Source organism: Microbulbifer maximicatervae (SeqCode) (genome assembly GCF_052467695.1).
The window spans coordinates 2111664-2137881 of the sequence record NZ_CP174320.1; the positions used below are offsets into that span (position 1 = coordinate 2111664).

Consider the following 26218-nt stretch of genomic DNA (forward strand, 5'->3'; position numbering starts at 1 on the left):
TCTCACTCCCAGGTTTGGCGATGGGGCAACATACTTCATTCAAACTGCTGTTGCTGTGAATACTTCTGGTTACCAGTGCTTTTAGTCTATCGGGTGCTATTGCTCCAGTTACTTCCATTACCTGGGGTGTCGGTCCCCGTAAAAACAAGGGACCGCAAAGCTTACACTTACTGCGACTCCAGGGAGATTTCCGGCGTATTAGGAAAGTGGCTTGGCCTTCAATGTTAGTGCACCGCTGAACTACTGTGTTGAGCACTCATTGACAATAGTTTGATCATCTAGCTTGCCGTAAAAGCGGGGGCCAAAAGTATATGGGAAGGCGGGGACAAGCTCACCATCATCATCGACAGTGACAGTCAGGTGGTAATGGTATCCCCTTTCGTCATCTGAGTGACCGTTATGCTGGTCCAAATATACTCCGCCTTCATTAGTCAGGTCTTCGTCCCAGTAATAGTCCTCGTAGAAAAAGCCCGCCGCCGTAGTGAACTCATTGCCTGACAGGGAGGTATAAGAGCCACTTGTCGTGGGACCGGTATTCGATGTTGTTTCGACTCCTTGGGAGAGGTCGTATTCATCCACCAAGAGACAGCTTCTCTCGCCTGCTACGCCGCAACCGCTCTCGGAGCTGGGGTCGTCATAATCTCGTACAGCCCAGCTGCTTTCTGCGAGTTCTCCTTCACTCTGCCAGGGGCCATAGATTGCATAGCCGTCGGCGGTATAGCCGTAGATAGGGGAGTGGTCGTCACCTATATCGCCAACAAGATCGGCTAGGCAATTGCTATAAAAGTGATGGTGGTAATCTCCGTTTGCGGCGTGTCCACCACAGATATCCACATCGTAGACCTCAGCAACCGGTGCCAGGGTTTGCCAGGTGCCATCCACTGATTGACCATCACCCCAATCATAAATAGAGACGCCATTTACCCAGTAGCCCTGTACGCCGAGCCCCGTTGCGCACTCCTCCGTTGCGGGCTCGGGTTCGACAGGGATGTATCCGACATGAGAGACATTCTCTGGGCAAACGAGCCCTGGTGGCCAAAATCCATAGCCGGCATCTACATCACAGGTGCCAATACCCGTATAGCCAATATCTTGCCCAAAGCTGACAATATCTCCAACGCTGACAGTGGGGCTGCCGGTTTCGAAATCAGAGGAGGCTAATGGACGTTCAAGTAGTTCGTCTAGAATACTTTGAGTAATTTCAATCTCGTAGTCGGGAACACCGGTTGCTGAGACAACGGTGTATTCCCGGCCATCTACGGTTTCTGATGCTACGCTCTGGACGTTGACCAGAACCTGCTCATTGCTGTTACTTTCATAAATGTAAGGCGCGCGTTCGTCATCAGTATTCATAATCCAGACACCAGAATCAGTGCTGGAATCTGACTCTTCAGAGGAGGTCTCAGAAGAGTCATCGCCATCCTCATCTGAGGAAGAGCCACTATCGCATCCCTGAAGAACTCCGAGAGATATTATCAACGCTAGTGTATAAGAGAGTGTAGGCTGGCCATTCCGGTCAAAAATTTTAATTATTTTCATATCACACCGTGGCATATGGAGGAGTTGCTCCCCGAACCTAGCGCACAAAAGTGAATGAAATGTGGATGGCCTGCTAGCTACATTTTATATCCTCTTTATCGCCTTAATTTTTTTCAGATTTGTGCACTGCGTTCAAAATCGATACTCCGTGAGTCAGGCAAAAATATCTTATTGCTTTATTGTAAATAGCCTAAGTAGCCTTTAATTAGTGGGCCGGCTATTAATTAAATATTTTTTTGGGTATTAGCTCCAATTCTTTCTTTGAAAAATTCCAGGTCTTAATCTAATGATCAGGTCGGCTGACTTTGGCTATTTGTTTGTTGCCCCCGATAGGTGATGTTGAAAAGCGGTGTAATACAAGCTCTTTCTTATCGAGGTGCACAAATAAGGTTGCCAGTATTCGCTTTCCACCGCGGCTCCAGGTGCTGTGGTCGTGTGCATTGAGAGTTACGGTGACTTGGTTAAAACCGGGTTTTAGTAATTTTCCGGGAATATGTAAATCCGAGCCGTAAAGACGTTGGATTTTTTCCCCATTGATGTAAAGGTGGGCGTGCCCCTCCAGAAACTGCTCAGAATCGTCATTGGCAAAGCGAGGGGATTCCAGCTCAAACCGATCGTAGTCAATATGTAGATTATAGCCGGACATATCGTCGCGGCTCATGTCCAGTTCGATTCTGGGAGCGGCAACATGCAGAGGTATCTCTATCACCGGATGCTGATCGCCATTGTGGCCCGCGTGAGGATTTGGCTGTGCCGCATACGCGGTCATAGAGGCTGAAACAATCCAGGCCAAAGACCCAGCGATAAAGAACCTGTGCATTTTCATTTAACTCTTACTCCCAAGCTTGAATATGAGTTAGCGGCCAACGGTGGTTGAGCAGCGATTGACGATAGTTTGGTCATCCAGCTTGCCGGCAAAGCGCGGGCCGAAGGTAAATGGGAAAGCTGGAATTAGTTGGCCATTGTTATCCTGCGTCACTGTCAGGTGGTAGTGATAACCTCTTTCACTGTCAGTGTGTCCATTGTATTGATCCAAGTATTCGCCACCTCGCGCTGTCAGGCTTTCATCCCAGTAATAATCCTCGTAGAAAAAACCTGCCGGAGTTTCAAATTCGTTTCCAGATTGAGAGGTGTAGCTACCGCTGGTAGTGGGGCCGGTGTTATTTGTATTGGATACGCCGCGATCAATATCATATTCATCGACTAGCAGACAGCTGCGTTGCCCGGCAACGCCACAGCCGGTGTCTGAACGGGGATCGTCGTAATCTCGTATTGCCCAGCTGCTTTTAGCTAGCACACCTGTGCTTTCCCATGGACCGTAAATTGCGTAGCCATCGGCGGTATAACCGTAGATAGGGGAGTGGCCATCGGCGGTGTCCCCGGCAATTTCAGCCAGGCAATTACTGTAAAAGTGATGGTGGTAATCGCCGTTAGCTGCATGGCCGCCACAGATATCTACGTCATAGACTTCTGCCATGGGAGCCAGGGTATGCCAAGTGTTATTTACTGACTGCCCGTCACTCCACTGGTAAATTGAGGTTCCATTTACCCAGTAACCCTGTACACCGAGCCCAGTTTCACAGCTGTCAGTGGATGCCTCAGGCTCAGCAGGAATATAGCCTACATGGTCGACGTTTTCGGGGCACACGGGACCTGGGGGCCAGAAGCCATAACCGGCTTCTGAGCCGCAGCTGGAATTACTGCGATAGCCGATATCCTGGCCGAAGCTAACAATCTCACCAGTTTGTACCAAGGGGTAGCCATTGACGAAGTCTGTAGAGGCTTTTGGACGGCTGATGAGTGCGTCTAGTATTTCCTGGGTTATTTCAATCTGGTAGTCCGGGATACCGGTAGCAGATACGCGGGTATATTCTTTTCCGGCAACGGTTACAGATTCAACACTTTGCACATTAACCAGAACCTGCTGATTACTGTTACTTTCGTAAATATAGGGGGCGCGTTCGTTAGTTGAATTGATAATCCAGGTAGTACCGGAGCTCTCTGTTACCGAGCTTTCCTCGTTACCTGAAATGGTCGAATTATCTGAGGAGCCGGAATTCTCTTCGTTAACGTCCGAAGAAGTGTCCTCGTTATTATTCGATGTATTGCTTGTTTCGTCGGTAGTTGTTTCTGTTGGATTATCTATCGTAGTATCTGTTGGACTTTCCTCTTCAACTGTATTGCTGCTTGAGTCGGTGGAGGAATCTGCAGTGTTATTTCTAGTGTTTTCTGAATTTATCGAGTTGTTGTTTTGCCAGTTTCTTCCATTGCTATTGCGAACAGGTACTTCCCTAACCGAACGTTGATCGTTGTTATGCCCAGAGTTGGGATTAGGTTGAGCCACAACACTGGCTGCAGTTAGCCAGGCTAATGAGCCGGCAAGAAAGTACCCGTTAATTTTCACGAGAAGGTTACCTCAATTTATCTTTATTGGTTACCGCCCCACGGTTGTTGAGCATCGGCTGACAACAGTTTGGTCATCCAATTTTCCGTAAAAGCGCGGTCCAAAAGTGAAGGGAAAGGCGGGGATTAATTGTCCATCGCTATCGACAGTGACGGTAAGATGATAATGGTATCCTCGCTCATCATCCGAATGGCCATTGTACTGATCTAAATAGACTCCACCTTGAGCTGTAAGTTCTTCGTCCCAATAATAATCTTCGTAGAAAAAACCAGCAGCTGTTTCAAATTCATTTCCGGAGGCGGAGGTATATGAATCACTTGTAGTTGGGCCAGTATTAGAAGTAGTTTCCACGCCTTGGGAAATATCATATTCATCGATTAATAAGCAGCTGCGCTCGCCGGCGACACCACAGCCACTTTCGGATGAGGCATCATCGTAATCTCGAACAGCCCAACTACTTTCCGCTAATTCACCCTCACTTTCCCAAGGGCCATAAATTGCATAGCCGTCGGCCGTGTAGCCATAGATTGGAGAGTGGTCGTCACCAATATCGCCGACCATCTCTGCGAGGCATTCACTGTAAAAATGGTGGTGATAATCACCGTTTGCCGCGTGACCACCGCAAATATCAACGTCGTAGACTTCAGCTAGGGGGGCGAGTGTATGCCATGTATTATCAACACTCATCCCGTCACTCCATTGATAAATAGAGGTTCCATTTACCCAGTAGCCCTGTACCCCTAAACCAGTTTCACAACTGTCAGTTGCAGGTTCAGGTTCAACGGGAAAATAGCCAACATGGGAAACATTTTCAGGACAGACAGGCCCCGGTGGCCAAAAGCCATAACCAGCTTCTGCACCACAGGACGAATTACTTTTATATCCAATGTCCTGCCCAAAACTGACAATATCGCCAACGCTGACATAGGGGCTGCCGGTTAAAAAGTCAGAGGATGCTTTTGGGCGTTCCAGGAGTGCATCGAGAACAGTTTGCGTAATTTCGATAGTGTAATTTGGAATGCCGGTTGCTGATACAACAGTGTATTCTTTACCGTCGACAGTTTCAGATTCAACGCTCTGAACATTGACCAGTACTTGTTCATTGCTGTTACTTTCATAGATATAGGGTGCGCGCTCATCATCAGTATTTAGAATCCAAACCCCGCTATCGGTGCTCGAGTCTGAGCTGTCACTATCATCTGATGAATCGTCATCGTCATTATCGTCACCGGAATCTGAGCCGCTGTCGCTAGTATCTTCAGATGACGAATCTGAATCAGATGAAGAGCTGCCGCCTCCACCGCATGCCTGGAGTACGCCTGAAAGCAATATCAGAGATATTACATAAGGCAAAATGGACTTTCGATCCGTGTCAAAAATTTCCGTTAATTTCATAGCACACCGTGAATTAGATGGGGGTTAATCCAGAAATTAGCGGATAAAAGTGGATAAAATGTGGATAAATATTAACCTAATTTGCAAAGGGTTAAATTGGCTCTCTATTTCTGCCTAGTTTGTGCGTAAGTTCAAAAGGATAGCTTTTCTTTTGGCATCAACAGTTAAAAAGTTATTTGCTGGAAAATTACTTATCTCGTTAATGACTTTCTTTGTATTTAATTTAAATAAAATATTATTCTTTCGATATTTTTTTGACTAAAAGGTCTAGTAGTTGGTTGGCTGTATCTAGTGAAGCCAGCTACTGAAAGCAGAGGCCTGGATTCTGAGACTGTATTTGGGAGAGTCGCCAGTCTGGAAGCTTTAACCGGTTCCAGGCTGGCGTGGGGCTTTATCAATGATTTATAGGTGATATAGGTAAGCTGTTTTCTGCTGGCCTAGCTACATGGGCGGTGGGCCAGGGGGAAAACCTCCGCCGACTTCATCGGAGCAAACATTCACAATTGTCTGGTCATTGAGTTTGCCGTAAAAGCGGGGCCCAAAGGTGTAGGGGAATGATGATGTCAGCTGCCCTTCATCATTCAGCTCTACCGTTAGGTGGTAGTGATAACCACGCTCGCTGTCACTGTGCCCATTGTATTGATCCAGATAAGCGCCCTCCTGATTGGTCAAATTGGAGTCCCAGTAATAGTCTTCATAAAAAAAACCGCTGGTGGTTTGAAAAAGGTTGCCTGATAGGGACGTAAATGTATCGCTGGTACTGGGGCCGGATTGGGCAAGTGTATTTGTGCCCTGTGATAAATCGTATTCATCTACCAGTAAACAACTGCGCTCACCGGCAATCCCGCAGCCGCTGGTAGAGTCGGCATCGTCATAGTCTCTAGTGACCCAGCTACTTACTACAAGTACACCATCGGCCTCCCAAGGGCCATAAATGGGATAGCCATCAGCGGTAAACCCGTAGATGGGGGAGTGGCTATCTCCAGTGTCTCCAACCAAGTCGGCCAGGCAATCGCTGTAGAAGTGGTGGTGATAGTCTCCCCGAGCAGCGTGTCCACCGCAGATATCAACATCATACATCTCAGCGACCGGTGCCAGAGTATGCCAGGTACCATTCACGGACTGTCCATCGCTCCACTGGTAGATAGAGGTGCCGTTGACCCAATAGCCCTGCGGTCCGAGTCCACTTTCACAAGCTTCTTCTGAGACCTCTGGCTCAGTTGGAAAATAGCTGTTGTGGGAAACATTTTCTGGGCAGACAGGGCCCGGCGGCCAGAATCCAAAACCCGCTTCGGCGTAGCAGGTATGTGGATTGCTGCTAAAGCCGATATCCTGACCAAAACTCACGATATCGCCAATTTGTACCGTGGGGCTGCCGTAGACAAAGTCGGTGCTCGCCTTGGGGCGATTGATTAGCTCGTCGTAGATAGCGGTGGTGATTTCAATTTCATAATCCGGGATGCCGGATGCTGTGACTTGAGTGTATTCCCTGCCGTCGACAGTGATGGTTTCAATGCTTTGCACATTGACCAGGACCTGCTCATTACTATTGCTTTCGTAGATGTAAGGCGCCCGTTCATCGTCGATATTTAGCACCCAGGGGCTGCTGTCATCGCCAGTATCGTCATCTGATGGGGGTGGATCTGAATCGTCATTGTCGCACCCTGTTAAAGGTGTACAAACCAGAAGTATTGTCAGTGCGCTGATTAATTGGGTGCGGGTTTGAAGGGGGGAAATCTCCTGAAGCCTCATCGAATCACCATCCATGTTTCGCAGTAAGAAGAAGGCGGGCTATGCTGCTGTCTGCCGGGGTTTGGAGGAATTTGAAGTTATCGGCAAAAATGGCAAGTAATGTGTACGCTGCCCGTTAAGGCACTGATTTCCTTGTGTTGTGTTTTTAGGGGGGGGGATAGATATGGGCCCAATCAGGAGTGATTCGGCCCATAGATTGATCAGTTGGTTGACAGCTCGGGGCTGGATGTTGTCTCTGCTGTGCGCTGGTGCGTATCGCGGCGCAGCCACCACCAGGAAACAAAGCCGAGAATCAGGTTGGATGCTGCTGTAGCGACAAACAGGCCGGTCATGCCCCACAGGCTGTTCCCAATCCAGGCCAGGGGTAGGTAGAGACCCAGTACCCGCAGGAAAGAAATGACAGTTGCTGGCAGCGGTTTCCCGAGTCCATTGAATGCGGCATTGGCAGACATCACAAAGCCGTACCCGGCATAGCTGAGAGGCACCAGGGTCAGGTAGGCAACAGCGACAGCGAAAACCTCAGTGGAATCACTGAACAGACTTACGATAGGTTTTGCAACAAAGTAGAGAAGCACCGCCAGTCCCGCTCCAAATGCCAGGCAGAACCTTGCCAGTACGCTCACGGTTTCCCGCAGGCGGTCGGTCTTTTCCGCCCCGGCATTCTGTCCCATAAAGGGGCCGACCACAGAGGAAAGTGCGTAAAACACAATGAGTGCCAGGGGTTCTACTCTGAGTGCGACTCCCAGGCCTGCGACGGCGTCTTCGCCGTGCACGGCAACGAGTGCAACGACAACGCCCCCCGAGACGGGAATAATGACATTGGTGAGCACAGCGGGAAGCCCGACAGCCAACACTTTGCGCCAGGATTCGAGTAGGCCGCTCAGCCGCCATTGTGGGGCTGTCATTAGGTGTTCTTTTTTGATGATGAAGTAAAGTGCAGCAATAAAGCTCAGGGCGCGCACGATAATCGTAGCGATAGCTGCTCCCTGGAGCTCAAGCCGGGGAAAGCCGAAAAGCCCAAAAATCAAAATGGGGTCGAGAATCAGGTTCAGTAGGGCTACCGCCACCATGATACGGCCGGTTACCGCGCTGTTACCAATGGCGCGAAGAGCAGCGAGCGCGACGGTCGGAACAATGACAAAGATGGTTCCCAGATACCAGGGGGTCATGTAATCGGCAATAAGCGGAAGCATATCGGGGCCGGCGCCCAGCAGCTCAAATAGAGGGCGCATGGTGGCCAGGCCGACTGCAGTAATCACAATAGCAATCAGCAGTGCCAGTACAGATGCGTCAGTTACCAGGCGGCGAACGTTCTTTATATCTCCAGCGCCGTAAACCCGGGCTACTGCCGAAGAAGTACCTGCGCCGAGACCGATAGCAAAGCTGTTTATGGCCATCACTACCGGGAAGGTGAAACTCATCGCCGCCAGGGGGCCATCGCCCAGCTGGGAGACAAAATAGGTATCGGCGATATTAAAGGACATGGCGGCGAGAATTCCCCAGACCATGGGTAGTGCCAGTCTCTGTAAGTGACTGGAAACTGAACCTTCCAGCAGTGATGGGCTGCTTTTTGATAGAGGCATGTATAACTCTTGTTAATCCAACGAGGGGGTTGGGAAGTCGGGAATAGTGTTACAGAGCAGGAGTGGCTGCCTGCCGTTCAAGGCCTTGTCGGTAAGGCGGGAATTCCGAATGAGAGGCTCATTCTACGACTGAGTGTCATTCAGAGCGAGACTCATGAGTACGGCGTCCTCGCGCATGCCGTTTTGCGCGGGGTAATAATTTTTGCGTATCCCGTCTTCAGAGAAACCCAGTTTGCGATAGAGGGAGCGCGCAGCGAGATTGGATACCCGCACCTCGAGCAAAATTCGCTCAACTTCGCAGGGTAATTCCGTTTTCACGCTGTTCAGCAGTGCCTCAGCGAGGCCCTGTCGGCGTCGCGCTGGCGATACGGCAATGTCCAGGATTTCTGCCTGGTCAAATAGGCTACTGATCACGCAACAGGCGATAATGTCATCGCCTTGGATCAGGACCCAGCAGTAGTGGCCGGCGCTGAGACTCTGCTGGTATTGGGCTTCACTCCACGGATGACTGTGGGCACTTTTTGCCAGCTGGGCCAGAGATGCACAGTCGTCGGCATCGGCGGAGCGCAACTGTAGCTCAGTGTAATTTAAATAGGTCATTCTGCGCGGGTTTCAGTCGGGTAACTAGTGCGCAACAGGTTCCACAGGGGGCGTTTTAGTTCGGGGGCTCGCAGTAGTTGCGAGAGGCTGGGCATACTAATTAAGCGGGCCTTCTGCCATTCGACAACCTGGCTCTCCAAAGGGATTGGAGTGCAAAAATCTTGAGCCTCACTACCCATCAGCCAGATAGATTTAACCGGCATGCGGGAATAAGAGGCCTCTAACCAGCTGGAGAATGTATCGCGAGCCTGTGAGGCGTCTTCGGCTGGACCAAAGCGATTTTCTGTTAAAGGCCATTGCAGGCGCTCCTGTTGCCGGGGGAGCTGGTGCCAGTGCAAGGCGCGGAGAATATTGTTGAACAGGGCTTCCAGGGGGAGAGCTGCACCGGGCTCGTGGCTGTCCACGGCCAGGAGTTCCTCCCCAATACGCCAGCAGTTCAAAACAAAAGGTTTAACACTTTGCTGGGGGGGGGCAACAGGAGCCGGTGTCACTGCCACCGTCTCTTGTGGGCGTTTTGTCTGGTCGGTGAGAGCGCTTATTTCATCTAGCACACGGGCGTTGCGCTCCGGATTCTGCACCGGCTGGGTAATTATCTGATCTGCTGAATGGGGCAGTGGGTTTTGAGCTATTCCACTTGCAACCGGAGGCTGCTGAATCCCAGCAGCCTCTTCGGCGGGAGGCAGTTCGGCCTGGAGAGGATCGGGTGCGAGCGGCAATACGAATCGGGGTACATAGCTTGGAACCCCAAGTACTGATAAATATTCCGCTCGCTGAAGCTCGTTCACTTATACGCCCTGTTTCTTACTCTCACTGCTGGCGAGCAAGTTTAACGCATCCATGTAGGCTTGTGCTGAGGCAATCAGGATATCTGTATCTGCGCCAACGCCGTTGACCAGGCGGCCGTCTTTTTCCAGGCGCACTGTGACGGACCCTTGGGAGTCTGTTCCTTGGGTGACCGCATTTACAGAATAAAGTTTTAAGTCGGCGCCGCTGTTTACCAGCTGTTCAATAGCTTTGAAGGTGGCATCTACGGGGCCGCCACCGCTGGCTTCAGTCTGCCGGAGTTCTCCGTCAATGGTGAGGCTGACAAAGGCCTGTGGGGCTGAGCCGATTTTGGTGCGCACATCCAGGTCGCTCAGTTGGAATCGCTCCACCGGTGACTCACCTCCGCTCACCAGAGAGTGCAGATCTTCGTCAAAGATCTCATGTTTCTTGTCGGCTAGGTCTTTAAAGCGGGCAAATACCTGCTGGAATTCTTCGGTATCGGCGAAATCTACCCCCAGCTCTTCGTAACGGGCGCGGACGGCAGCCCGGCCGGAGTGTTTACCGAGAACCAGACGGTTTTGACCCCAGCCGACATCTTCTGCGCGCATGATTTCGTAGGTCTCGCGGTGCTTCAGAACACCGTCCTGGTGAATACCAGACTCATGGGCAAAGGCGTTGGCGCCGACAATGGCCTTGTTGGGTTGCACTGGGAATCCGGTAATCGACGACACCATTCTCGAAGTGGGCACGATATGGCTGGTATCCAGCCCTGTTTCTACCGGGTAGAGATCCTGGCGGGTTTGTACCGCCATAACGATTTCCTCCAGGGAAGCATTACCGGCGCGCTCTCCCAGGCCGTTGATGGTGCATTCCACTTGGCGCACACCGTTCATCACGGCTGACAGGGAGTTGGCAACGGCGAGGCCCAGGTCGTTGTGACAGTGGGTCGAAAAGATGGCTTTGTCGGAGTTGGGGACGTTCTCGATAACACGGCGGAACATAGCCCCATACTCTTCCGGTTCCCCGTAACCAACGGTGTCGGGAATATTGATAGTGCCGGCCCCTGCCGCGATAACCGCTTCGATGATGCGATACATAAATTCCGGCTCGGAGCGGCTGCCATCCTCGAGGGAGAATTCCACATCGTCGGTAAAGTTGCGCGCTGTTTGAACCGCTTTCACTGCCTGCTGCAACACCGCTTCCGGTTCCATTTGCAGCTTGTATTTCATATGGATTGGAGAAGTGGCAATAAATGTATGGATACGCGAGGCGTTGGCATTCTTCAGGGCTTCGCCAGCGCGCACGATATCGGCATTGACCGCTCGGGCCAGGCTGCAAACCCGTGATTCGGTAACGGCTTCAGCGACGGCCTTGACCGACTCGAAGTCCCCGGGACTGGCAATCGCGAATCCAGCCTCAATGACATCGACACGCATTCTCTCAAGCATGCGGGCGATGCGAATTTTTTCCTCTCTCGTCATAGAGGCGCCAGGACTCTGCTCACCATCGCGCAGAGTGGTATCAAAAATGACTAACTTATCTTTTTTAGTGCTCATTTTCGTTTGTTCTCCTTATTTGCTTTGAGGCTAAACAGGGGGCCTTGCCGCTGTCTATGCATCGCTCAAATAAAGTTTGGAATTCTGTTGGGGGTGGGGGGGAGAAAAATTATATGCCGCGCAGGGGCAGTCGTAGCGAGAAAGCTAGGGCAAGAAAAGACTGGCGCTGAGTGATAAATGGAGTCTTCATATACAACAGTTTCCGCATTAGGTCGGATTCAGGGCATTATGAAGCGGAATCAATCGAGAGGTCAATATATATCCTAATATTGGCGTGCTATTTTCTTATTTTGTTATATTATTTTCGTTGCTGGCTATTTTTTAGTGTTTATATCCTTCTTTTGAAGGGCTGCCCCACTGAGGGTTTCAATGGGGTCCGCTTTTAAGGGGTGGTATCGGTCAATTTATGCAGAAACTGCCACAAGTCTCCGTGTAGTTGCTCTACCTCGCTGCGGCTGATACGGCTGTTGTCCAGCTGTGCTGTCACCCACTCTCTGGCTCTTGGTTTAAGGGCAAGGCCTTCCTCTGTCACAGTGATCAGGGTTATCCGTTCATCCTGATTGCTGCGGCGACGCTTGACCAGGCCGTTTTGCTCCATCCGCTTAAGCAGCGGGGTCAAGGTGCCGGAATCCAGCATCAGCCTCTGCCCCAGAGCACTGACGCTCTGCTCTTCTTCCGATGGCGCCTTGGTGTTGGCCCACTCCCACAGAACCATTAAAACCAGATATTGCGGATAGGTGATCCCCAATTCCTTTAGCATCGGCTGGTAGGCGCGGGTCATGGCTCGGGATGCGGCGTAGAGGGCAAAACATAGCTGGCGGTTCAGTGCCAGCTCGCCGGAATCGTCATCACAGACAACCATCAGAGCATACGCTCGATTTCTGTCTCCAGGGATGCCGGTGCATCCTTTGGCGCGTAGCGTTTAACATTCTCGCCATTCTTACCGATCAAGAACTTAGTGAAATTCCACTTAATGCCCTCGGTTCCCAATAGGCCCGGCGCACGTTTCTTGAGCTCCACAAACAGCGGGTGAGCTTCATCGCCATTGACGTCCAGCTTGGCGTAGACGGGGAAGCTGACTCCAAAGTTCAGTTCACAAAACTCCTGAATTTCCTCATCGCTACCGGGTTCCTGCTTGCCAAATTGATTGCAGGGAAAGCCCAGGACGGTAAATCCACGGTCTTTGTATTTTTTATATAAATCCTCCAGGCCCGCGTATTGCTTGGTGAAGCCACACTTACTGGCCGTGTTAACAACTAGCACTACCTTGTCTTTGTAATCGGCCAGAGTGGTCTTTTGCCCATCAGCGGTTTGCACGGGAATTGAGTAGAGATCGGTCATTGGGAGAGCCTCGACGGTTTGTATTTTGCTAAATTTAGTTGTGCACAATTTTTTTTGCAACCGCTTTATTTGGGAGTAGCCCTTTTGCAGGCTTTATTGTGAGAATGATTACCAATTATATTATGCGCCAGATTGATAAAACCCTTTTGCAATAACAGTAAAGGATTCTCCATGCGCCTCACCTTACACTTGGCCCGCCTGCTAGTGGCGCTACTGGCCATTACGGTTCTACCCGTCCAAGCCCAGGCCTCCGGTCTATCAGAGCAGGAATTGCGCCAGCTGATGCAGATGGCAGAGTACATCGGTGTGGATTATCCGGAAGCGGTGGCAGATGGGGAGATCATTAGTGACGATGAGTTTGCAGAGATGCAGGAGTTCGCCTCGGTACTGATCGATCGCGGCGCACAACTGCAAGAGTCGCCGGAAGCGGTGATGATCCGCACCGAGGCGGATGCGCTGCAAGCGGCGATTCTTCGCAAGGCCAGTGTGCAGGAAGTGCAGGCACATACCGCCAAGTTGCGTCAGGGGCTACTGTCTATCGCCCCCGCGCTATCTTTGCCCACTGCATTGCTGAATGTGGATGAGAGTCGCGCTATCTACCAGGCGCAGTGTGTTACCTGCCATGGTATCGAGGGTAAAGGGGATGGCCCCTTAGCGGCACAGTTGGAGCCGGCGCCTACAAACTTCTACGAGTTGGAGCGCGCTGAGAATCGCTCCCTGCTGGGCCTTTACGATGCTATCAGTAACGGTATCGATGGCACTGCAATGACCGCCTTCAAAAACCTGAATGAGCAGCAGCGCTGGTCCCTGGCATTTTATGTTGGCGGCCTGGCTTTCCAAGGTGAAGTGGGGGAGGGCGAAGGCGTTGAGCCGAGCTTGCAGGATATCGTGATGTACAGCCCCAATGTGCTGCAGAGTGATCGCCCGGAACTGTCCGGCGCGGCAGTTACTTCCCTGCGTGCCGACCCCACACCCTTCTTTGCTGGTGAGGAGAGCCTCGGTACCCAGCCGATTGAGATAGCCCGTGCGCAACTGGAAAAGTCCCTGGTGGCCTACCAGGAAGGTAACTACGATCACGCTCGCACCCTGGCTATTAGTGCCTACCTGGACGGTTTTGAGATGGCGGAGAGCTCTCTGGATTCCCTCGACGCCGATCTGCGTAAAGCCACTGAACGGGAGCTGCTCGGGCTGCGCAGTCAGCTGAATGCCGATAGTAATCCCGAGCAAGTCAGGGCTCAGGTACAGGTAATTCTTGAGCAACTGGGGCGCGCCGAATCTTTAATGCAGGAGACAACTCTCTCTGCGGGTGCACTATTTATTGCCAGCTTGGTGATTCTTCTGCGCGAAGGTCTCGAGGCGCTGCTGGTTGTGATTGCACTGACAACGATCCTGGTAAAAACCGGTCGTCGCGATGCGTTGAAATTTGTTCACTTCGGTTGGATCAGCGCTGCGGTCGCAGGTGTTGTTACTTGGGTTGCCGCACAGAGTTTGATTTCCATCAGTGGCGCCAGCCGGGAAGTTATGGAAGGGGTCGCAGCGCTTCTGGCCGCAGTTGTGCTCTTCTATGTGGGTTTCTGGATGCACAGTAAGACCCAGGCGGATCAGTGGCAGCAATATATCCAGAACAGTATCAACCGCAGCCTTAGCGCTGGCGCCCTGTGGGGCATCGCCGGTCTCGCATTTGTCGCTGTGTACCGCGAAATTTTTGAAACCATCCTGTTCTACCAGGCCCTATTGGTGCAAACAGCTTCCAGCCAGTACAGCGCCCTATGGGGTGGCCTCGCTGCCGGTGCGATATCGCTGGTTGTGTTGGGCGTTGCCTTTGTGCGCTTCTCTGCTCGCTTGCCTATAGGCAAGTTCTTCTCCATGACGACCTATTTACTGTTGGCGTTGTCATTTGTTCTTGCGGGCAAGGCAGTCGCGGCACTGCAAGAAGCGGCGTGGATTGCGATTTCCCCGCTGCCGGTAAATCTCAGCTTCGACTGGTTGGGTATTTACCCGAGTTGGCAAGGTATTGGTATTCAGGGGGCAATACTGGTTGTCGCTCTGTGGTTGCTACTGAAAGGCAGCCGCTCAGATTCTAGTTCCGCTAAAGCGGCCTAAATGGCCTTCGGGTACCCGCAACTCTGTGGGTACCCTATTTCTTCTTCTGGCTCCCATCACATTATTGTTTGGGCTGTTGTGCTCTTACAATTGGTCGCCTCTGAGTTCTGCAATCTTTCTTCTCAAGTTTTCTCTTTTTGCATTGCTGCCGTCGATCGGTTCTCCTGCGATGATATTGACCTTGGGGAAAAATCGACGCTTTTGTTTTTTGGGAAGCCTCGTGTCCTGTGGGCTGAAAATACTTCCCCAAAGTCCTTGAAGAGCTATTGGAATGACCGGAACTGTAGTTCGCTCAAGAATTTCCTCGACGTCTTTTAAAAAGGGTTGAAGGTTGCCGTCGAGTGTGATTTTGCCTTCGGGGAAGATACACATTATTTCTCCTTTTTTCAGCCCGTCCTCTATGGCCTGTAGGGCAGTTTCTCGACTTTTTGGATCATCACCTTTAAGGGGAATGGGAATGGCTGCATTAGTGCGAAATAGAAAGTGGAGCATTGGCATTTGGTAGATCGACTGATGAGTGATGAAGCGAATGGGGCGCTGTACGGCATCGGCGAGCAGTAGAGGATCTAAATAGCTAACATGATTACTGATGATTAATGCCGGCCCTTTAGTGGGAATTTTATCCAGGCCATCCAAACTGATGTGGCAAAGGGTATGGGTGGGAACCCATAGCAACATTCGCGTTGCAAGTTCGGGTTCTCGTGAAAAAATGATTGTCACAATAACAATATTCATTAGTGCGACTATTACGAAAAATTCAGGAATTCCGATATGAATAAAGTCGAGAATGAAAATGTCGAAGAGGGCGGCAACTGCCATAAAGAATGCGTTGACAACGTTGCTAATTGAAATTACCTGCCCTCGGATGGTTTCCGTGGCTCGGTCTTGGATTACGGCGTATAGAGGGACTGAAAAAATGCCCCCAAAAATTCCGAATAATGCGATAGCGATCAAAATAGGGTAGGAATTGGTATTGAGAATAAACTGATGGACTGTAGTATTGGCAGTGGCATCAAAATTAGCTGCAAGATATCCAAGAGCTAAGCCTGAGGCTGTTACTCCGATGGCACCTATAGGAACAATGCCTAGTTCAATACGCCCCTTAGATAAGCTGCTGCATAGCAGGGAACCCGCTGCTGTACCAACCGTCAGGCTGCAAAGTAATAGGGTAATAACTTGCTCATCACCCTTGAGGATATTTTTAGTAAAGCTAGGGACCTGGGCCAGGTAGGCGGTGGTTAGCATCCAAAACCAAGCGACGGCTAATATGGAGTAAAAAACGGCAGGTGTTTGTGTGGTTAGATGCAAAACTTTTAGAGTGTGAGATATTGGATTCCAATTAACCTTCAGGCCTGGTGTTGGTGGTGGCGCAGGAGGAATAGCAAAGCTTGCTAGTAATCCTAGAAAGGCAAAACCAATTAATGCGAGCGCTATATAATATAGGCCATATTGGCCTGGGCCAGTCATTCCAATCAGGAGGATTCCAATAATAGTTCCTATTAGTGTCCCGCTAAAGGAACCCATTTGGACTAAAGCATTGCCACTGAGTAGCTCGTCACGATGTAAATGCTGGGGAAGTAAGGCGTATTTTGTTGCGCTATAGAATGTGGCGTGAATACCATATAGAAGAATGGCCGCTAACCCCAAAGTATAGTTTTTGGTAAATAGCGCAGTGACACCGATAATGGCGAAAATAATTTCACAGATCTTTAGGATACGTATTATGGAGCCTTTATCATATTTATCTGCTATTTGGCCCGCAGATGCGGAGAGCAAAAAAAAAGGAAATATGTATAGGCTTGAAGCGATATTGACTAGAGTGTTTGCTTCTGTAGCGGCTAGTTGATAGACCAATAAAACGATGAGGGCATTTTTATAGAATTTATCATCCAGCATTTCAAATACGTGAGTGATAAACAGCGGGAGAAAGCGACGTTTGGTAAGCAGTTTAAATTGACTGTTCTGAGTCATGAACAGTTGCCACTTATATGATGGATGATCATTCTGAAAGAGTGTTTTTTATACAGGGTACCGTTTTCAAATGGCGCACCGAGAATGCAACAAAAGCTTCTGTTTTTTAATGAATGCAAACAAATTAATGAGTTCTATATTCAATCCTAGCAGATGGTGCTGGTTTATCGGAGATGTCTGTTTGTGTTTGGTTATAAATTACGTAAATATATATCTAATTTGTTATAAGTAGCGGCACCCTATTCGTTATTAGTTTAATGATCGTCTTTTGTCAATTGCAGATGATTTAATAGTGCTTGAAGCGATTGAGGGGTTATGTCGCTTGCTGATATTGACTTTCCAACTCTGACTTCTGCTTTTAATCTTTGTTTGCTGCCAAAAGCACCTCTGATGAAAATTGGTATTATGGAGATGGGATTGTTTTTTAGTGATTCCTTGACCAGGTTTATTTCCTTCATAGCACTAGTTGAAGATTCTTTTTCAATTAAGAAGCATATTAAATCCCCATTGTGCTCTAAGTGAGAAAAAGATTTATCCAGTGTTAAATTTTTTTCTGGGATGTCTCGTTTATGGGTCTCTGAAAGTCGATTACTTTTCCTTAGGATTTTTTTGATTGATTGGTTTTTGTTGAGGGAGTCGCTGGGAATAAAGCAGATTTTTCTTGTGGTTAAGCTGCTGATAATAAACGGAGTAAATGCGTTTGAGTAGGTCGTTAAGATAAGGGCGGGACCTGTGGCGGGAAGATTTTTCAAGTTGTGATGTTGAGTGCGCCTGGGTAAGTGGTAGGTTAGCCAGGCCAGAGTATCGAATAACATCTCTGGCATTTGAAAAAGCAAGAATATCAACATTGCCAAATTTAGTGCGGCCAATAGTGAGAATAACTGAGGGATCGTTATTCCAACCGGACCCAAAAGCCCAATAATGGCAAGAGAGATAATGACAACAAAAAGAGCGTTGAGTACATTGTTTGCAGAAATGACTTGTGCGCGAATTTGTTCTGCTGTTTTGACCTGAATAATTGTGTATAGCGGTACTATAAATATTCCGCCTGCGACGCCGATAAAGGCTGTGATAAATAGGATAGTTAAGCCTCCATCACTCTGTAAAAATTGGATGGGGGAAGCGTTGGATAGCATTTGATAGTTTCCGGAAAGGATTCCCAGCCAAAGTGCGGCTATTGTCATGCCTAGTCCCCCGACTGTGACTAAGCCCAGTTCGGCACGTCCGCGGGATAGGCTTTCACACATTAGTGAGCCGATGGCAACACCAACTGTCAGGCAACAGAGGAGCACGGTGATGATCGGTTCACTAGCACCCAGTACATTCCTAACAAAGCTGGGGACCTGGGTTAGGCATGCTGTGCTAAACAACCAGAACCAGGAGTTGGCAATAATTGCGTAAAATACAGTTGGAGTCTTGACTACCTCTCGCATGATTTTCAGTGTTTGAGTTAGGGGGTTCCAATCTACTTTCAGGTCGGGGTCTGAAGGGGCGGCGAAGGGGATTTCCCTACTGATGAGATAGCTGAGTACAGCGACAACTACCATCACCAAACTCAAGTAAAGCAGCCCGGATTTTCCCTGGCCTACATCGCCGGCGAGTAAAGTTCCGACAATAGTCCCAACTAATAGCCCAGCAAAGGACGCGACCTGGGCCAGGCCATTGCCCCCGAGTAGTTCGGACGGTTTAAGGTGTTGCGGTAAAATGGCATACCTGACGGGGCTAAAGAAAGCTGTGTGAGTGGCATAAAGTATCAGCACAATGAAACTTAATACTCGATCATTAGTAAGTAGGGCAATAGCGCCAAGCAAACTGATGAGAATTTCTGCAGCTTTAATAATTCTTATCACACGTCCTTTTTCATATTTATCTGCCAACTGCCCCGCAGCTAGCGAAAAAAGGAAGTAAGGAACGACATACAGGCTGCTGGCAAGGTTGATTAATGTATTGGCCTCTGCCTTCGCTAAGTGAAATGCGAGTAAGACGAGTAGTGAGTTTTTGAATAAGTTGTCATTAAAAACACTACTTAGTAAGGACAGAAACAGTGGCATAAAGCGGCGACTGGCGAGAAGCTTGAACTGATTGCTTTGAGCCATGGTTAGGCCTTCGTCCCTTTGCCATTCTGGAGTAAAGGAATTTTTCACCAACCCGAAACTGGTAGGTGATATGTGCTGTTGCCAGCAGCAAGGTATTGGGGGTCCCGCTCTCAGAATAGGCGATACGGATGATATCTGGTGGAATGTGGGTGCGGCGAGAGGGGTGAGTAATCTACATGCCTGCCAATGAGGCAGGCATATATTTTAATTTGGTCGGGAATAAGGAAGACTAGCGTTTCTCTCCACGCAAGCCCAGTACTTGGCGGTATAAAGCCTCTGCCTTGGCACCGGCTGCTTCGACAGGCCTGCCGGCAACGACGCTCACCCGCGACCAAAAACGCTTGGGCAATGTAGTGAAGGCATGACCGCCTTTATGACTGAAAAAGCTTCCCCAGAGACCTTGGAGGGCCATAGGGATTACAGGGACAGGGGTTCTCTCCAGAATTTTTTCTATGCCTGCTTTAAATGGCTGTAGTTCTCCGTCTTTAGTCAATTGACCTTCGGGGAATATACAGAGAAGATCTCCATCTTTTAGCCCTTCCTCAATGGCTTGAAAAGCCTGTTCATACCCTTCAGGGTCTTTCTGCTTGGAGCAAATTGGAATTGCCCTGCCTGTTTTGAAGACGAAGTGCAAAATTGGAATTTCATAAATGGGCTTGTACATAATAAAGCGGATAGGGCGGCGGACAGCACCGGCGAGTAATAGTGCGTCGACATAACTCACATGATTACAAGCGATTAGGGCTGGTCCCTCTGTGGGTATCTGTTCAAGCCCTTGGTGCTTTACCCGGTACATGGTGTGGGAAAGGGCCCAGATCAAAAAGCGCATAGCAAATTCTGGCACCTTGGCGAACACAAAAATGGCGACCGCCGCATTCATAAGGGCAATAACAAGAAAGAACTGCGGTATGGTCGCGTCCAGCATATTGAGGAACAGAATTCCAAGTAGCGCCGAAGCCACCATAAAGAGGGCGTTCAAAATATTGTTTACGGAGATAATTTGTGCACGAATTGCCGGGTCGGATCGATCCTGGATCATGGTGTACAGAGGAACGATGTAAAGACCCCCAAACATCCCCAGTAGTACCAGACAACTGAGAAGAGAGTATGCACCATCGGTACTTAGAAATGCGGTAAAGCTGGCTTCATGGAGTTCTGCAAAGTTTCCCCCGACAATACCCAGGGCGATCCCACTTATGGTGAGTCCAGCCGCGCCAACAGGCACCAGGCCAAGTTCAATAAATCCACTGGAGAGGCGCTCGCAGATCAAGGAGCCAATGGCAATACCAATGGTAAAACTGCACAGCAGTAATGTAACCACTGATTCACTGCCACCTAGGACATTCTTGGTAAAACTGGGAATTTGTGTCAGATAGGCCGCCCCCATTAACCAAAACCAAGATATTCCAATAATGGAGTAGAAAATTGAGGGAGTATTCGCGCTGGCACGGAGTATTTTATGGGTTTGAGTAATGGGGTTAGGGTTTATTTTGAGATTGGGTGTGGGGGCTGGCGCTGCGGGGATTGAGCGGCTGGCCAGATATCCCAGGGTAGCTGCACCCATAATTACCAGGCCTAAGTAGAGGATTCCCTGTTGCCCATGACCTGTGAGGCCTGCGAGTAGGCTACCGACAATCGTTCCCGTCAAAATGGCCACAAATGTCCCCATTTCCACCAGAGCATTGCCCCCTATCAGTTCGGAACGCTTCAAGTGTTGAGGGATAATCGCGTACTTCACAGGGCCAAAAAAGGCGGACTGTATGCCCAGGAGAAAGAGCACAGTTAAACAGAGTGCGTTGCTTCCGCTAAAAAGGGCGAAAACACCCAGTGCACCGATTCCGATCTCTCCTAGCTTAATCCAGCGTATTAACCTCCCCTTGTCGTATTTGTCTGCGATCTGACCGGCGGAGGCAGAAAATAAGAAAAAGGGAAGAATAAACAAACCAGCAGCCAGGTTAATTAGTGCGTTCGCTTCACTTTCCACCAGGCGAAAGGCGATCATGACAATTAGGGCATTTTTATAAACATTGTCATTGAAGGCGCCCAGGAACTGGGTGCTGAAGAACGGTAAAAAGCGGCGGCTAGTGAGAAGATGAAACTGAGACTGGTTAGCCATTGGCAACTCTCTTCTTATTTAAGTGAGCTAATGGTAAGTCATACTGCCGACGGGAGGTATCCCCCGTGATAGTGGGTAAATTGGTACGATAGATTAGGGGTTGTTGGGGGAGAGGTAGAATTGGTTGAAGGGAAACCCGGCCGCGTGGGCGGCCAGGTGAGGGTACCGGTTTACCAGACAGTTACCCGTTCCTCTTCAGGCAGGTACATACCGTCGCCTTCCTTAATATCGAATGCTTCGTAGAAAGCATCGATATTTGGTAGCACGCCTTTCACACGATATTCAGCGGGAGAGTGACTATCTACCTTCAAGCGTCCACTGAGGGCTTTATCGCGCATCTTGCTGCGCCACACCTGAGCCCAGCCCATAAACACCCTCTGATCGCCGGTAAAGCCGTCAATAACAGGTGCCTCTTCTCCATCTAGAGACATTTTATAAGCTTTATAGGCAATTCCCAGGCCTGATAAATCGCCGATATTCTCGCCCAGGGTCAGCTCGCCGTTGATGTGTTCACCCTCAAGCGGCTCGTAGGCGTTGTACTGGGATACGAGCTTGCTGGTCAGCTGCTCAAAATTGTTGCGGTCGGAGTCGGTCCACCAGTTGTTGAGATAGCCGCGTCCATCAAATTTACTGCCTTTATCATCGAACCCGTGTCCAATCTCGTGGCCGATTACACCGCCGATACCGCCGTAGTTGACTGCATCATCCGCATTCATATTAAAGAATGGTGGTTGCAGAATCGCTGCAGGGAATACGATTTCATTCATGGCTGGGTTGTAGTAAGCATTCACAGTCTGTGGGCTCATGCCCCACTCATCGCGATCAATCGGCTTGCCCAGCTTATTGCGATCGTATGAGGACTCAAACAAGTTAGCTGCCAGAACGTTGCCAATCAGGTCATCGGATTTAACTGTCAAGTTACTGTAGTCACGCCACTTGTCTGGGTAGCCGATTTTGGTGGAAAAATTGCTTAGCTTAAACAGAGCCTGCTTTTTGGTATCTTCGCCCATCCACTCGAGGGATTCGATGGATTCCCGGTAGGCGGCCTTCAGATTGTCCACAAGTACAACCATTCGCTCTTTAGCTTCAGGCGGGAAGTGCTTTTCTACGTAGCGCTTACCGACCAGCTCGCCTACAGAACCATTGACGAATTGCACGCCGCGCTTCCAGCGGGGTTCCATTTGTTCAATACCGTGAACGGTGGTGCCGTAGAAGTCGAAGCGCAGTTGTGCGATTTCGTCATGCATGTAGGGCGCCATTGCATTAAGCACTTTGACCTTCAGGTAGCGCTTCCAGGTTGCCAGCTCAGTATTGGCAATAATCTCATTAGCCGCTTCCAGGTATTCAGGCTGGCCGACAATAAAACTATCTGCTTTCTTCAATTGGGCTTTGGCTAGGTAGCTGTCCCAATCTACAACGGGCATTAGCTCTTTAAGTTCAGCAACAGTTTTCTTGTTGTAGTACTTTTCCGGGTCCCGGTTATCAACGCGGCTGCGATGGTGTTTTGCCAAACTCTCCTCAAGTTTGAAGATCTTGTTGGCAAAATCTTCAGCCTCTTTAAGTCCTGCGAGGCCTTGAAGATCAGCGAGGTAGGTTATATAGGCTTCGCGGAGTTTCTTACTCTTCTCAGTGTCCTCGAAGTAGTAGTCGCGATCAGGGAGTCCAAGGCCTGCCTGCCACAGGAAAGTCATGTAGTTTTCTACTTGCTTCAGGTCCTGCCAGATGCTTCCACCAAATGGTACATCGTAGCCGACGGTATCCGCATAGGCGAAGAAATCGGTAAGATCCTTGCGGTTTTTAATTGCATCGACTTTGGCGAGTTCGCCGGAAACCGCGGAGAGCCCTTTTTTCTCGATCAGCTTTTTATCCATAAAGCTGTTGTAGAGATCTCCGATTTGCTTGGCATCGGCGCTCTTGGCTCCTTGGCTGGCTTCCATAATCAGAGCTTTGACTTGCTCGGTACTTTGATCTCTCAGAATAGAGAAACCACCCCAGCGGGACTTGTCCGCAGGGATTTCAGTATTCTTCAGCCAAGTGCCGTTTACATAAGCAAAGAAGTCGTCTTGAGGCCGTACACTGGTATCCATAGCGCCCAGGTCGATACCCGAGGAAAGCTGAACCTGCTCAGCGGTAGCTTTACTACCGGTGGAGTGGTCGTGAGCGACAGCAAACAGAGGGAACTGGGTTCCCGCCAGGGTACCGGCAATAGCGAGTGGTAATAGTAACTTTTTCATTTTTGCTCTTTTGGCTGAATATCCGCCGAGCATACTAAAAGCAGGGGGTGAGCTGGGGCAAGAGGGCTGCGCCTAGCTGGGGACAAGTTGCGTTGGAGTGAGTTTAACCAAAAGCCCCGCATCGCGGGGCTTTTGGCACAAGTTGAGTAGCTATTTAATCTGGTAGGCGGAAAGTGATAGGGATAGAAAAGTTATAAGTATCTGTACCTAGCTGCGCAGGGACTCCAGGGTAGGGTCCAGCTCTGCGTACAGCAGCTTGGGCCTCCCGGTTAAGGCTGGCATGACGGGATTCTTGTATCGGCTGGATATCTCGTACCTGGCCTTGAGAATCAATAGTCACATTTAGGCGTACACTGCCTTCATGGCCCCGCTCTTGGGCGCGTTTGGGATAGCGAATGTAGCGGAAGGTGTGACGCAGCAAGCTGGAGTGGTAGATCTGGCGTGCCAGAATCATATCAGCCGTCAGGGGAGCCTCTTCCTCCTCTTCCATCATATCTTCGGCATCTGCAGCCAGGAGCGGGCCATCCTCGGGGGGGACTGTAATAAGCTCAATCTCATCCTCAGCTTGTACTGGAACGGCCCCTTCCGGTTGAGGTCCCTGTTCACTGTCCCCTTGAATGCTATCAGCCTCAGTTACAACCGCTGCTGCGGGAGCGGTTGCGGCTAGGGCTAGAGTTGGAGGCGGAAGATCAGCAATTTCAATAGCCGGTTTAGGTTTAGTGGCTTCAGTTGGCGCCTCTTCGGCGGCAGTGGCCTCTTCCTGGCTTATTTGCTTGAGTTGTAATTCGGCAACTCTCTCGCTTGTTGGGGCCAGGGACTCGAATGTAGTTACCAGGCTACCTGACACTTGGCCGGCGGAAAGCAACCCATCTTTAAAGTCAGTAGAGGGAGGGACAGAACCAATCCAGGCTCGTAGCAAGGTATTGAAGAAGTCGGGGTCAGCAATCTCTCCAAGTCGAATACTGTTGAGGGAGATTGTTGTCGAGCCGGTATCGGCGGCGAACTCGATACTCAATTGATCACCGTGAGCAAAGCGCCCCTTAAACAGGTTGGCAAAGGTCACCATGTTTTCTGCCTGACTGCTGAGCGTATCTCCGCGGTTGTTAATCGCAATGGCTTCCATCCATTGATTGCGGAGTCGCCGTGCCGGCAGACTTTTGGTGATAACACGAACCTCCAAGCGCCGAGGAATATTGTTATCGAGTAGTGTGCTGGAATCCCGGGTTAGATTTTCCGAGTATATTGCAGCGATATAAATGTCTTTATTAAATTGTTTTTCTAGTGCAAGACCGTTTAAAAGTGGTGCAGCTTTCGCAGTGAGAGCAAATGTAAACACCCAAAAAGAGAGGACAATTTTTATCGATTTCATTGTTCTACGGTGTCTCAGTAGCAGGAGCAAAATGTTCCGCTAAGTAAGAATTCAGGGGCCCCAACCCCAATGCACACAAGTCAGATTAAAAAGTGCGCGCCCAAAGCTTGTGAGAGTACAATGTACTACTCACTACACCTAACTCTACTGTAACTGGAACGGAGTTCAAGCCTGATAAGGTCAGACTGTCCTCATTCGCCCAAGATAAGGGGTTGGTACGGAAACGATTGTCACACTTAGAAACAGGTGTGCTAGGTCGATATCGTTTAGAATGGCACTTTGCAGAGTGGCTTAGGCCACTCTTTTCAGGAAAATGGAATAGTTTTCACTAAATTTGAATTGTGCATGGAAATTAAACCTCTTAGCGAGTATCCACGGGATGCTGTGGATCGCCTTCTCAATGTCATCCATCTATTTCGGGATATTCGTGCCTCGAGTGAGTGGCAATACGATGTATTGCTAAAGCGCTCCCGGTTGGTCAGCCTTCAGTCGGGTGAACAGTTGCTGCGTGCAGGGGATGTGGATCAATGGGTCTACTTCTTGTTACGCGGTGAGTTACATGTGAAGGTGAACAGTCCCGCAGCTGAGGAGGCTCCGGGAAATGAACGTCCTTTGGCGGTAATACGTCCAGGAGAGTTATTTGGTGATTTGTCGATGCTATTGGCGGAGCCCCGCAGTGCCGATGTATTTGCCGCGAATAATAGCCAGGATACTCAGGTTCTGGGCGTTGATTGTACGCTGTTTGGTGACCTGGAAGACTTATCACTTTTACAGTTGCCAGCAAAACTGGTTTTCTACCGCAATATGGTGCATTCATTGCGTTGGAAACTGGAGGTCTATAGGTCCAAGTATCCCGGGCATCAGTTGGCGAATAGCCATAGAAAGCTGAAACTTTATACGGGACCAAAAAATAGCCGGGAAGAGTTAATTGCCTTAGCGGAACAGGCGAAAGCTTTGGCTCAAATTCTGCTCGACTGGAATGCGGAGTTTGGTTCTGGTGAGCTGGTTGATGATGAATCCGACATGCTTGGATTTCTGGAATCTATGCTGTCGTAAAGATTTCCCGTTCAAACCAAGGGCGAGAGAATTATTTTCTCGCTCCTGACTGCTCTCCCTCCTCTTTGTACTTATTTTTATTGGCACATGTGTACACCTTTCTTAAGGTGGGACTATCTGCTGATTCCAGTCTAAATTTGTAGATCACTTGGATATTTCATTTGCCCGACATTAACCACGTATTTATTGACAGAATTCGAGTAGGACACAGCGGAGCTTTTTATAAGTCGCTGTGATTGTGTAAAAATCGCTTCGCTTCAGTTGTTATCGCAGATCCCTTCGATTGGATTTAAGACCCGCTTTTGCGATGGCGCATCATTGCCCAACAGGTTTAGAAA

General features: G+C 49.6%; 18 protein-coding genes. 2 read left to right on the forward strand and 16 right to left on the reverse strand.

Annotated features, from left to right (window positions below; genetic code table 11):
* Positions 1 to 240 precede the first annotated feature (240 nt).
* The 11 genes from ACJJI8_RS09230 to ACJJI8_RS09280 all read right to left on the reverse strand — a co-directional run bounded on the left by ACJJI8_RS09230 (position 241) and on the right by ACJJI8_RS09280 (position 12935).
* Entirely contained in the window at positions 241 to 1539 is a 1299-nt protein-coding gene (locus ACJJI8_RS09230; protein WP_444934849.1) for a YHYH protein, read from the reverse strand.
* A gap of 283 nt (positions 1540 to 1822) precedes the next feature.
* Positions 1823 to 2365 (reverse strand): hypothetical protein, encoded by a 543-nt coding sequence (locus ACJJI8_RS09235; RefSeq protein WP_444934850.1) that lies wholly within the window; start codon positions 2363 to 2365, stop codon positions 1823 to 1825.
* A 30-nt stretch (positions 2366 to 2395) separates the two neighbouring features.
* Complete coding sequence (locus ACJJI8_RS09240; protein WP_444934851.1) at positions 2396 to 3943, reverse strand: YHYH protein; 1548 nt, start codon at positions 3941 to 3943, stop codon at positions 2396 to 2398.
* Between the two features lie 30 nt (positions 3944 to 3973).
* A complete protein-coding gene (locus ACJJI8_RS09245; RefSeq protein ID WP_444934852.1) occupies positions 3974 to 5338 on the reverse strand; it encodes a YHYH protein in 1365 nt (454 codons plus the stop codon).
* Between the two features lie 441 nt (positions 5339 to 5779).
* Complete coding sequence (locus ACJJI8_RS09250) at positions 5780 to 7090, reverse strand: YHYH protein (RefSeq protein ID WP_444934853.1); 1311 nt, start codon at positions 7088 to 7090, stop codon at positions 5780 to 5782.
* A 200-nt stretch (positions 7091 to 7290) separates the two neighbouring features.
* Positions 7291 to 8673 (reverse strand): MATE family efflux transporter, encoded by a 1383-nt coding sequence (locus tag ACJJI8_RS09255; protein WP_444934854.1) that lies wholly within the window; start codon positions 8671 to 8673, stop codon positions 7291 to 7293.
* Between the two features lie 123 nt (positions 8674 to 8796).
* On the reverse strand, positions 8797 to 9273 hold the full coding sequence (rimI, locus tag ACJJI8_RS09260) for a ribosomal protein S18-alanine N-acetyltransferase (protein ID WP_444934855.1): 477 nt from the start codon (positions 9271 to 9273) through the stop codon (positions 8797 to 8799).
* Positions 9270 to 10058 (reverse strand): uracil-DNA glycosylase family protein, encoded by a 789-nt coding sequence (locus ACJJI8_RS09265; protein ID WP_444934856.1) that lies wholly within the window; start codon positions 10056 to 10058, stop codon positions 9270 to 9272. Before ACJJI8_RS09265 ends, rimI begins: the two co-directional genes overlap by 4 nt.
* A complete protein-coding gene (locus ACJJI8_RS09270) occupies positions 10059 to 11594 on the reverse strand; it encodes a 2-isopropylmalate synthase (protein WP_444906436.1) in 1536 nt (511 codons plus the stop codon).
* A 382-nt stretch (positions 11595 to 11976) separates the two neighbouring features.
* Positions 11977 to 12456: a MarR family winged helix-turn-helix transcriptional regulator gene (locus tag ACJJI8_RS09275; protein ID WP_444934857.1), complete on the reverse strand. Its 480-nt coding sequence runs from the start codon at positions 12454 to 12456 to the stop codon at positions 11977 to 11979.
* Entirely contained in the window at positions 12456 to 12935 is a 480-nt protein-coding gene (locus tag ACJJI8_RS09280) for a glutathione peroxidase (RefSeq protein ID WP_282934317.1), read from the reverse strand. The genes ACJJI8_RS09275 and ACJJI8_RS09280 overlap by 1 nt, the downstream gene beginning before the upstream one ends.
* Before the next feature lie 171 nt (positions 12936 to 13106).
* Here ACJJI8_RS09280 and ACJJI8_RS09285 point away from each other — a divergent pair, with 171 nt between their 5' ends.
* Positions 13107 to 15038, forward strand: a complete 1932-nt coding sequence (locus ACJJI8_RS09285; RefSeq protein ID WP_444934858.1) for a cytochrome c/FTR1 family iron permease — start codon at positions 13107 to 13109, stop codon at positions 15036 to 15038.
* An 84-nt stretch (positions 15039 to 15122) separates the two neighbouring features.
* Here the strand turns inward: ACJJI8_RS09285 and ACJJI8_RS09290 are convergent, their stop codons facing one another.
* The 5 genes from ACJJI8_RS09290 to ACJJI8_RS09310 form a co-directional block, all read right to left on the reverse strand.
* Positions 15123 to 17009, reverse strand: coding sequence for an MFS transporter (locus ACJJI8_RS09290; protein ID WP_444934859.1), 1887 nt, complete (start codon positions 17007 to 17009; stop codon positions 15123 to 15125).
* 254 nt (positions 17010 to 17263) lie between these two features.
* Positions 17264 to 19153 carry an MFS transporter gene (locus tag ACJJI8_RS09295; RefSeq protein ID WP_444934860.1) on the reverse strand — a complete coding sequence of 630 codons (1890 nt, stop codon included), beginning with the start codon at positions 19151 to 19153 and terminating at the stop codon, positions 17264 to 17266.
* Between the two features lie 181 nt (positions 19154 to 19334).
* Entirely contained in the window at positions 19335 to 21221 is a 1887-nt protein-coding gene (locus ACJJI8_RS09300) for an MFS transporter (protein WP_444934861.1), read from the reverse strand.
* Between the two features lie 170 nt (positions 21222 to 21391).
* Positions 21392 to 23455: a M13 family metallopeptidase gene (locus ACJJI8_RS09305; RefSeq protein WP_444934862.1), complete on the reverse strand. Its 2064-nt coding sequence runs from the start codon at positions 23453 to 23455 to the stop codon at positions 21392 to 21394.
* Between the two features lie 154 nt (positions 23456 to 23609).
* On the reverse strand, positions 23610 to 24824 hold the full coding sequence (locus ACJJI8_RS09310; protein WP_444934863.1) for a TonB family protein: 1215 nt from the start codon (positions 24822 to 24824) through the stop codon (positions 23610 to 23612).
* Between the two features lie 345 nt (positions 24825 to 25169).
* On the opposite strand from ACJJI8_RS09310, the gene ACJJI8_RS09315 reads away from it, so the two are divergent.
* A complete protein-coding gene (locus ACJJI8_RS09315; RefSeq protein ID WP_413664353.1) occupies positions 25170 to 25880 on the forward strand; it encodes a Crp/Fnr family transcriptional regulator in 711 nt (236 codons plus the stop codon).
* The last annotated feature ends 338 nt before the right edge of the window (positions 25881 to 26218 follow it).

What these genes read in the sequence shown, in the direction of transcription:
- ACJJI8_RS09230 (WP_444934849.1), bottom strand. Translation starts at nt 1,539, where the DNA reads ATGAAAATAATTAAAATTTTTGACCGGAATGGCCAGCCTACACTCTCT.
- ACJJI8_RS09235 (WP_444934850.1), bottom strand. Translation starts at nt 2,365, where the DNA reads ATGAAAATGCACAGGTTCTTTATCGCTGGGTCTTTGGCCTGGATTGTT.
- ACJJI8_RS09245 (WP_444934852.1), bottom strand. Translation starts at nt 5,338, where the DNA reads ATGAAATTAACGGAAATTTTTGACACGGATCGAAAGTCCATTTTGCCT.
- ACJJI8_RS09250 (WP_444934853.1), bottom strand. Translation starts at nt 7,090, where the DNA reads ATGAGGCTTCAGGAGATTTCCCCCCTTCAAACCCGCACCCAATTAATC.
- ACJJI8_RS09255 (WP_444934854.1), bottom strand. Translation starts at nt 8,673, where the DNA reads ATGCCTCTATCAAAAAGCAGCCCATCACTGCTGGAAGGTTCAGTTTCC.
- rimI (WP_444934855.1), bottom strand. Translation starts at nt 9,273, where the DNA reads ATGACCTATTTAAATTACACTGAGCTACAGTTGCGCTCCGCCGATGCC.
- ACJJI8_RS09270 (WP_444906436.1), bottom strand. Translation starts at nt 11,594, where the DNA reads ATGAGCACTAAAAAAGATAAGTTAGTCATTTTTGATACCACTCTGCGC.
- ACJJI8_RS09275 (WP_444934857.1), bottom strand. Translation starts at nt 12,456, where the DNA reads ATGGTTGTCTGTGATGACGATTCCGGCGAGCTGGCACTGAACCGCCAG.
- ACJJI8_RS09280 (WP_282934317.1), bottom strand. Translation starts at nt 12,935, where the DNA reads ATGACCGATCTCTACTCAATTCCCGTGCAAACCGCTGATGGGCAAAAG.
- ACJJI8_RS09285 (WP_444934858.1), top strand. Translation starts at nt 13,107, where the DNA reads ATGCGCCTCACCTTACACTTGGCCCGCCTGCTAGTGGCGCTACTGGCC.
- ACJJI8_RS09290 (WP_444934859.1), bottom strand. Translation starts at nt 17,009, where the DNA reads ATGACTCAGAACAGTCAATTTAAACTGCTTACCAAACGTCGCTTTCTC.
- ACJJI8_RS09300 (WP_444934861.1), bottom strand. Translation starts at nt 21,221, where the DNA reads ATGGCTAACCAGTCTCAGTTTCATCTTCTCACTAGCCGCCGCTTTTTA.
- ACJJI8_RS09305 (WP_444934862.1), bottom strand. Translation starts at nt 23,455, where the DNA reads ATGAAAAAGTTACTATTACCACTCGCTATTGCCGGTACCCTGGCGGGA.
- ACJJI8_RS09310 (WP_444934863.1), bottom strand. Translation starts at nt 24,824, where the DNA reads ATGAAATCGATAAAAATTGTCCTCTCTTTTTGGGTGTTTACATTTGCT.
- ACJJI8_RS09315 (WP_413664353.1), top strand. Translation starts at nt 25,170, where the DNA reads ATGGAAATTAAACCTCTTAGCGAGTATCCACGGGATGCTGTGGATCGC.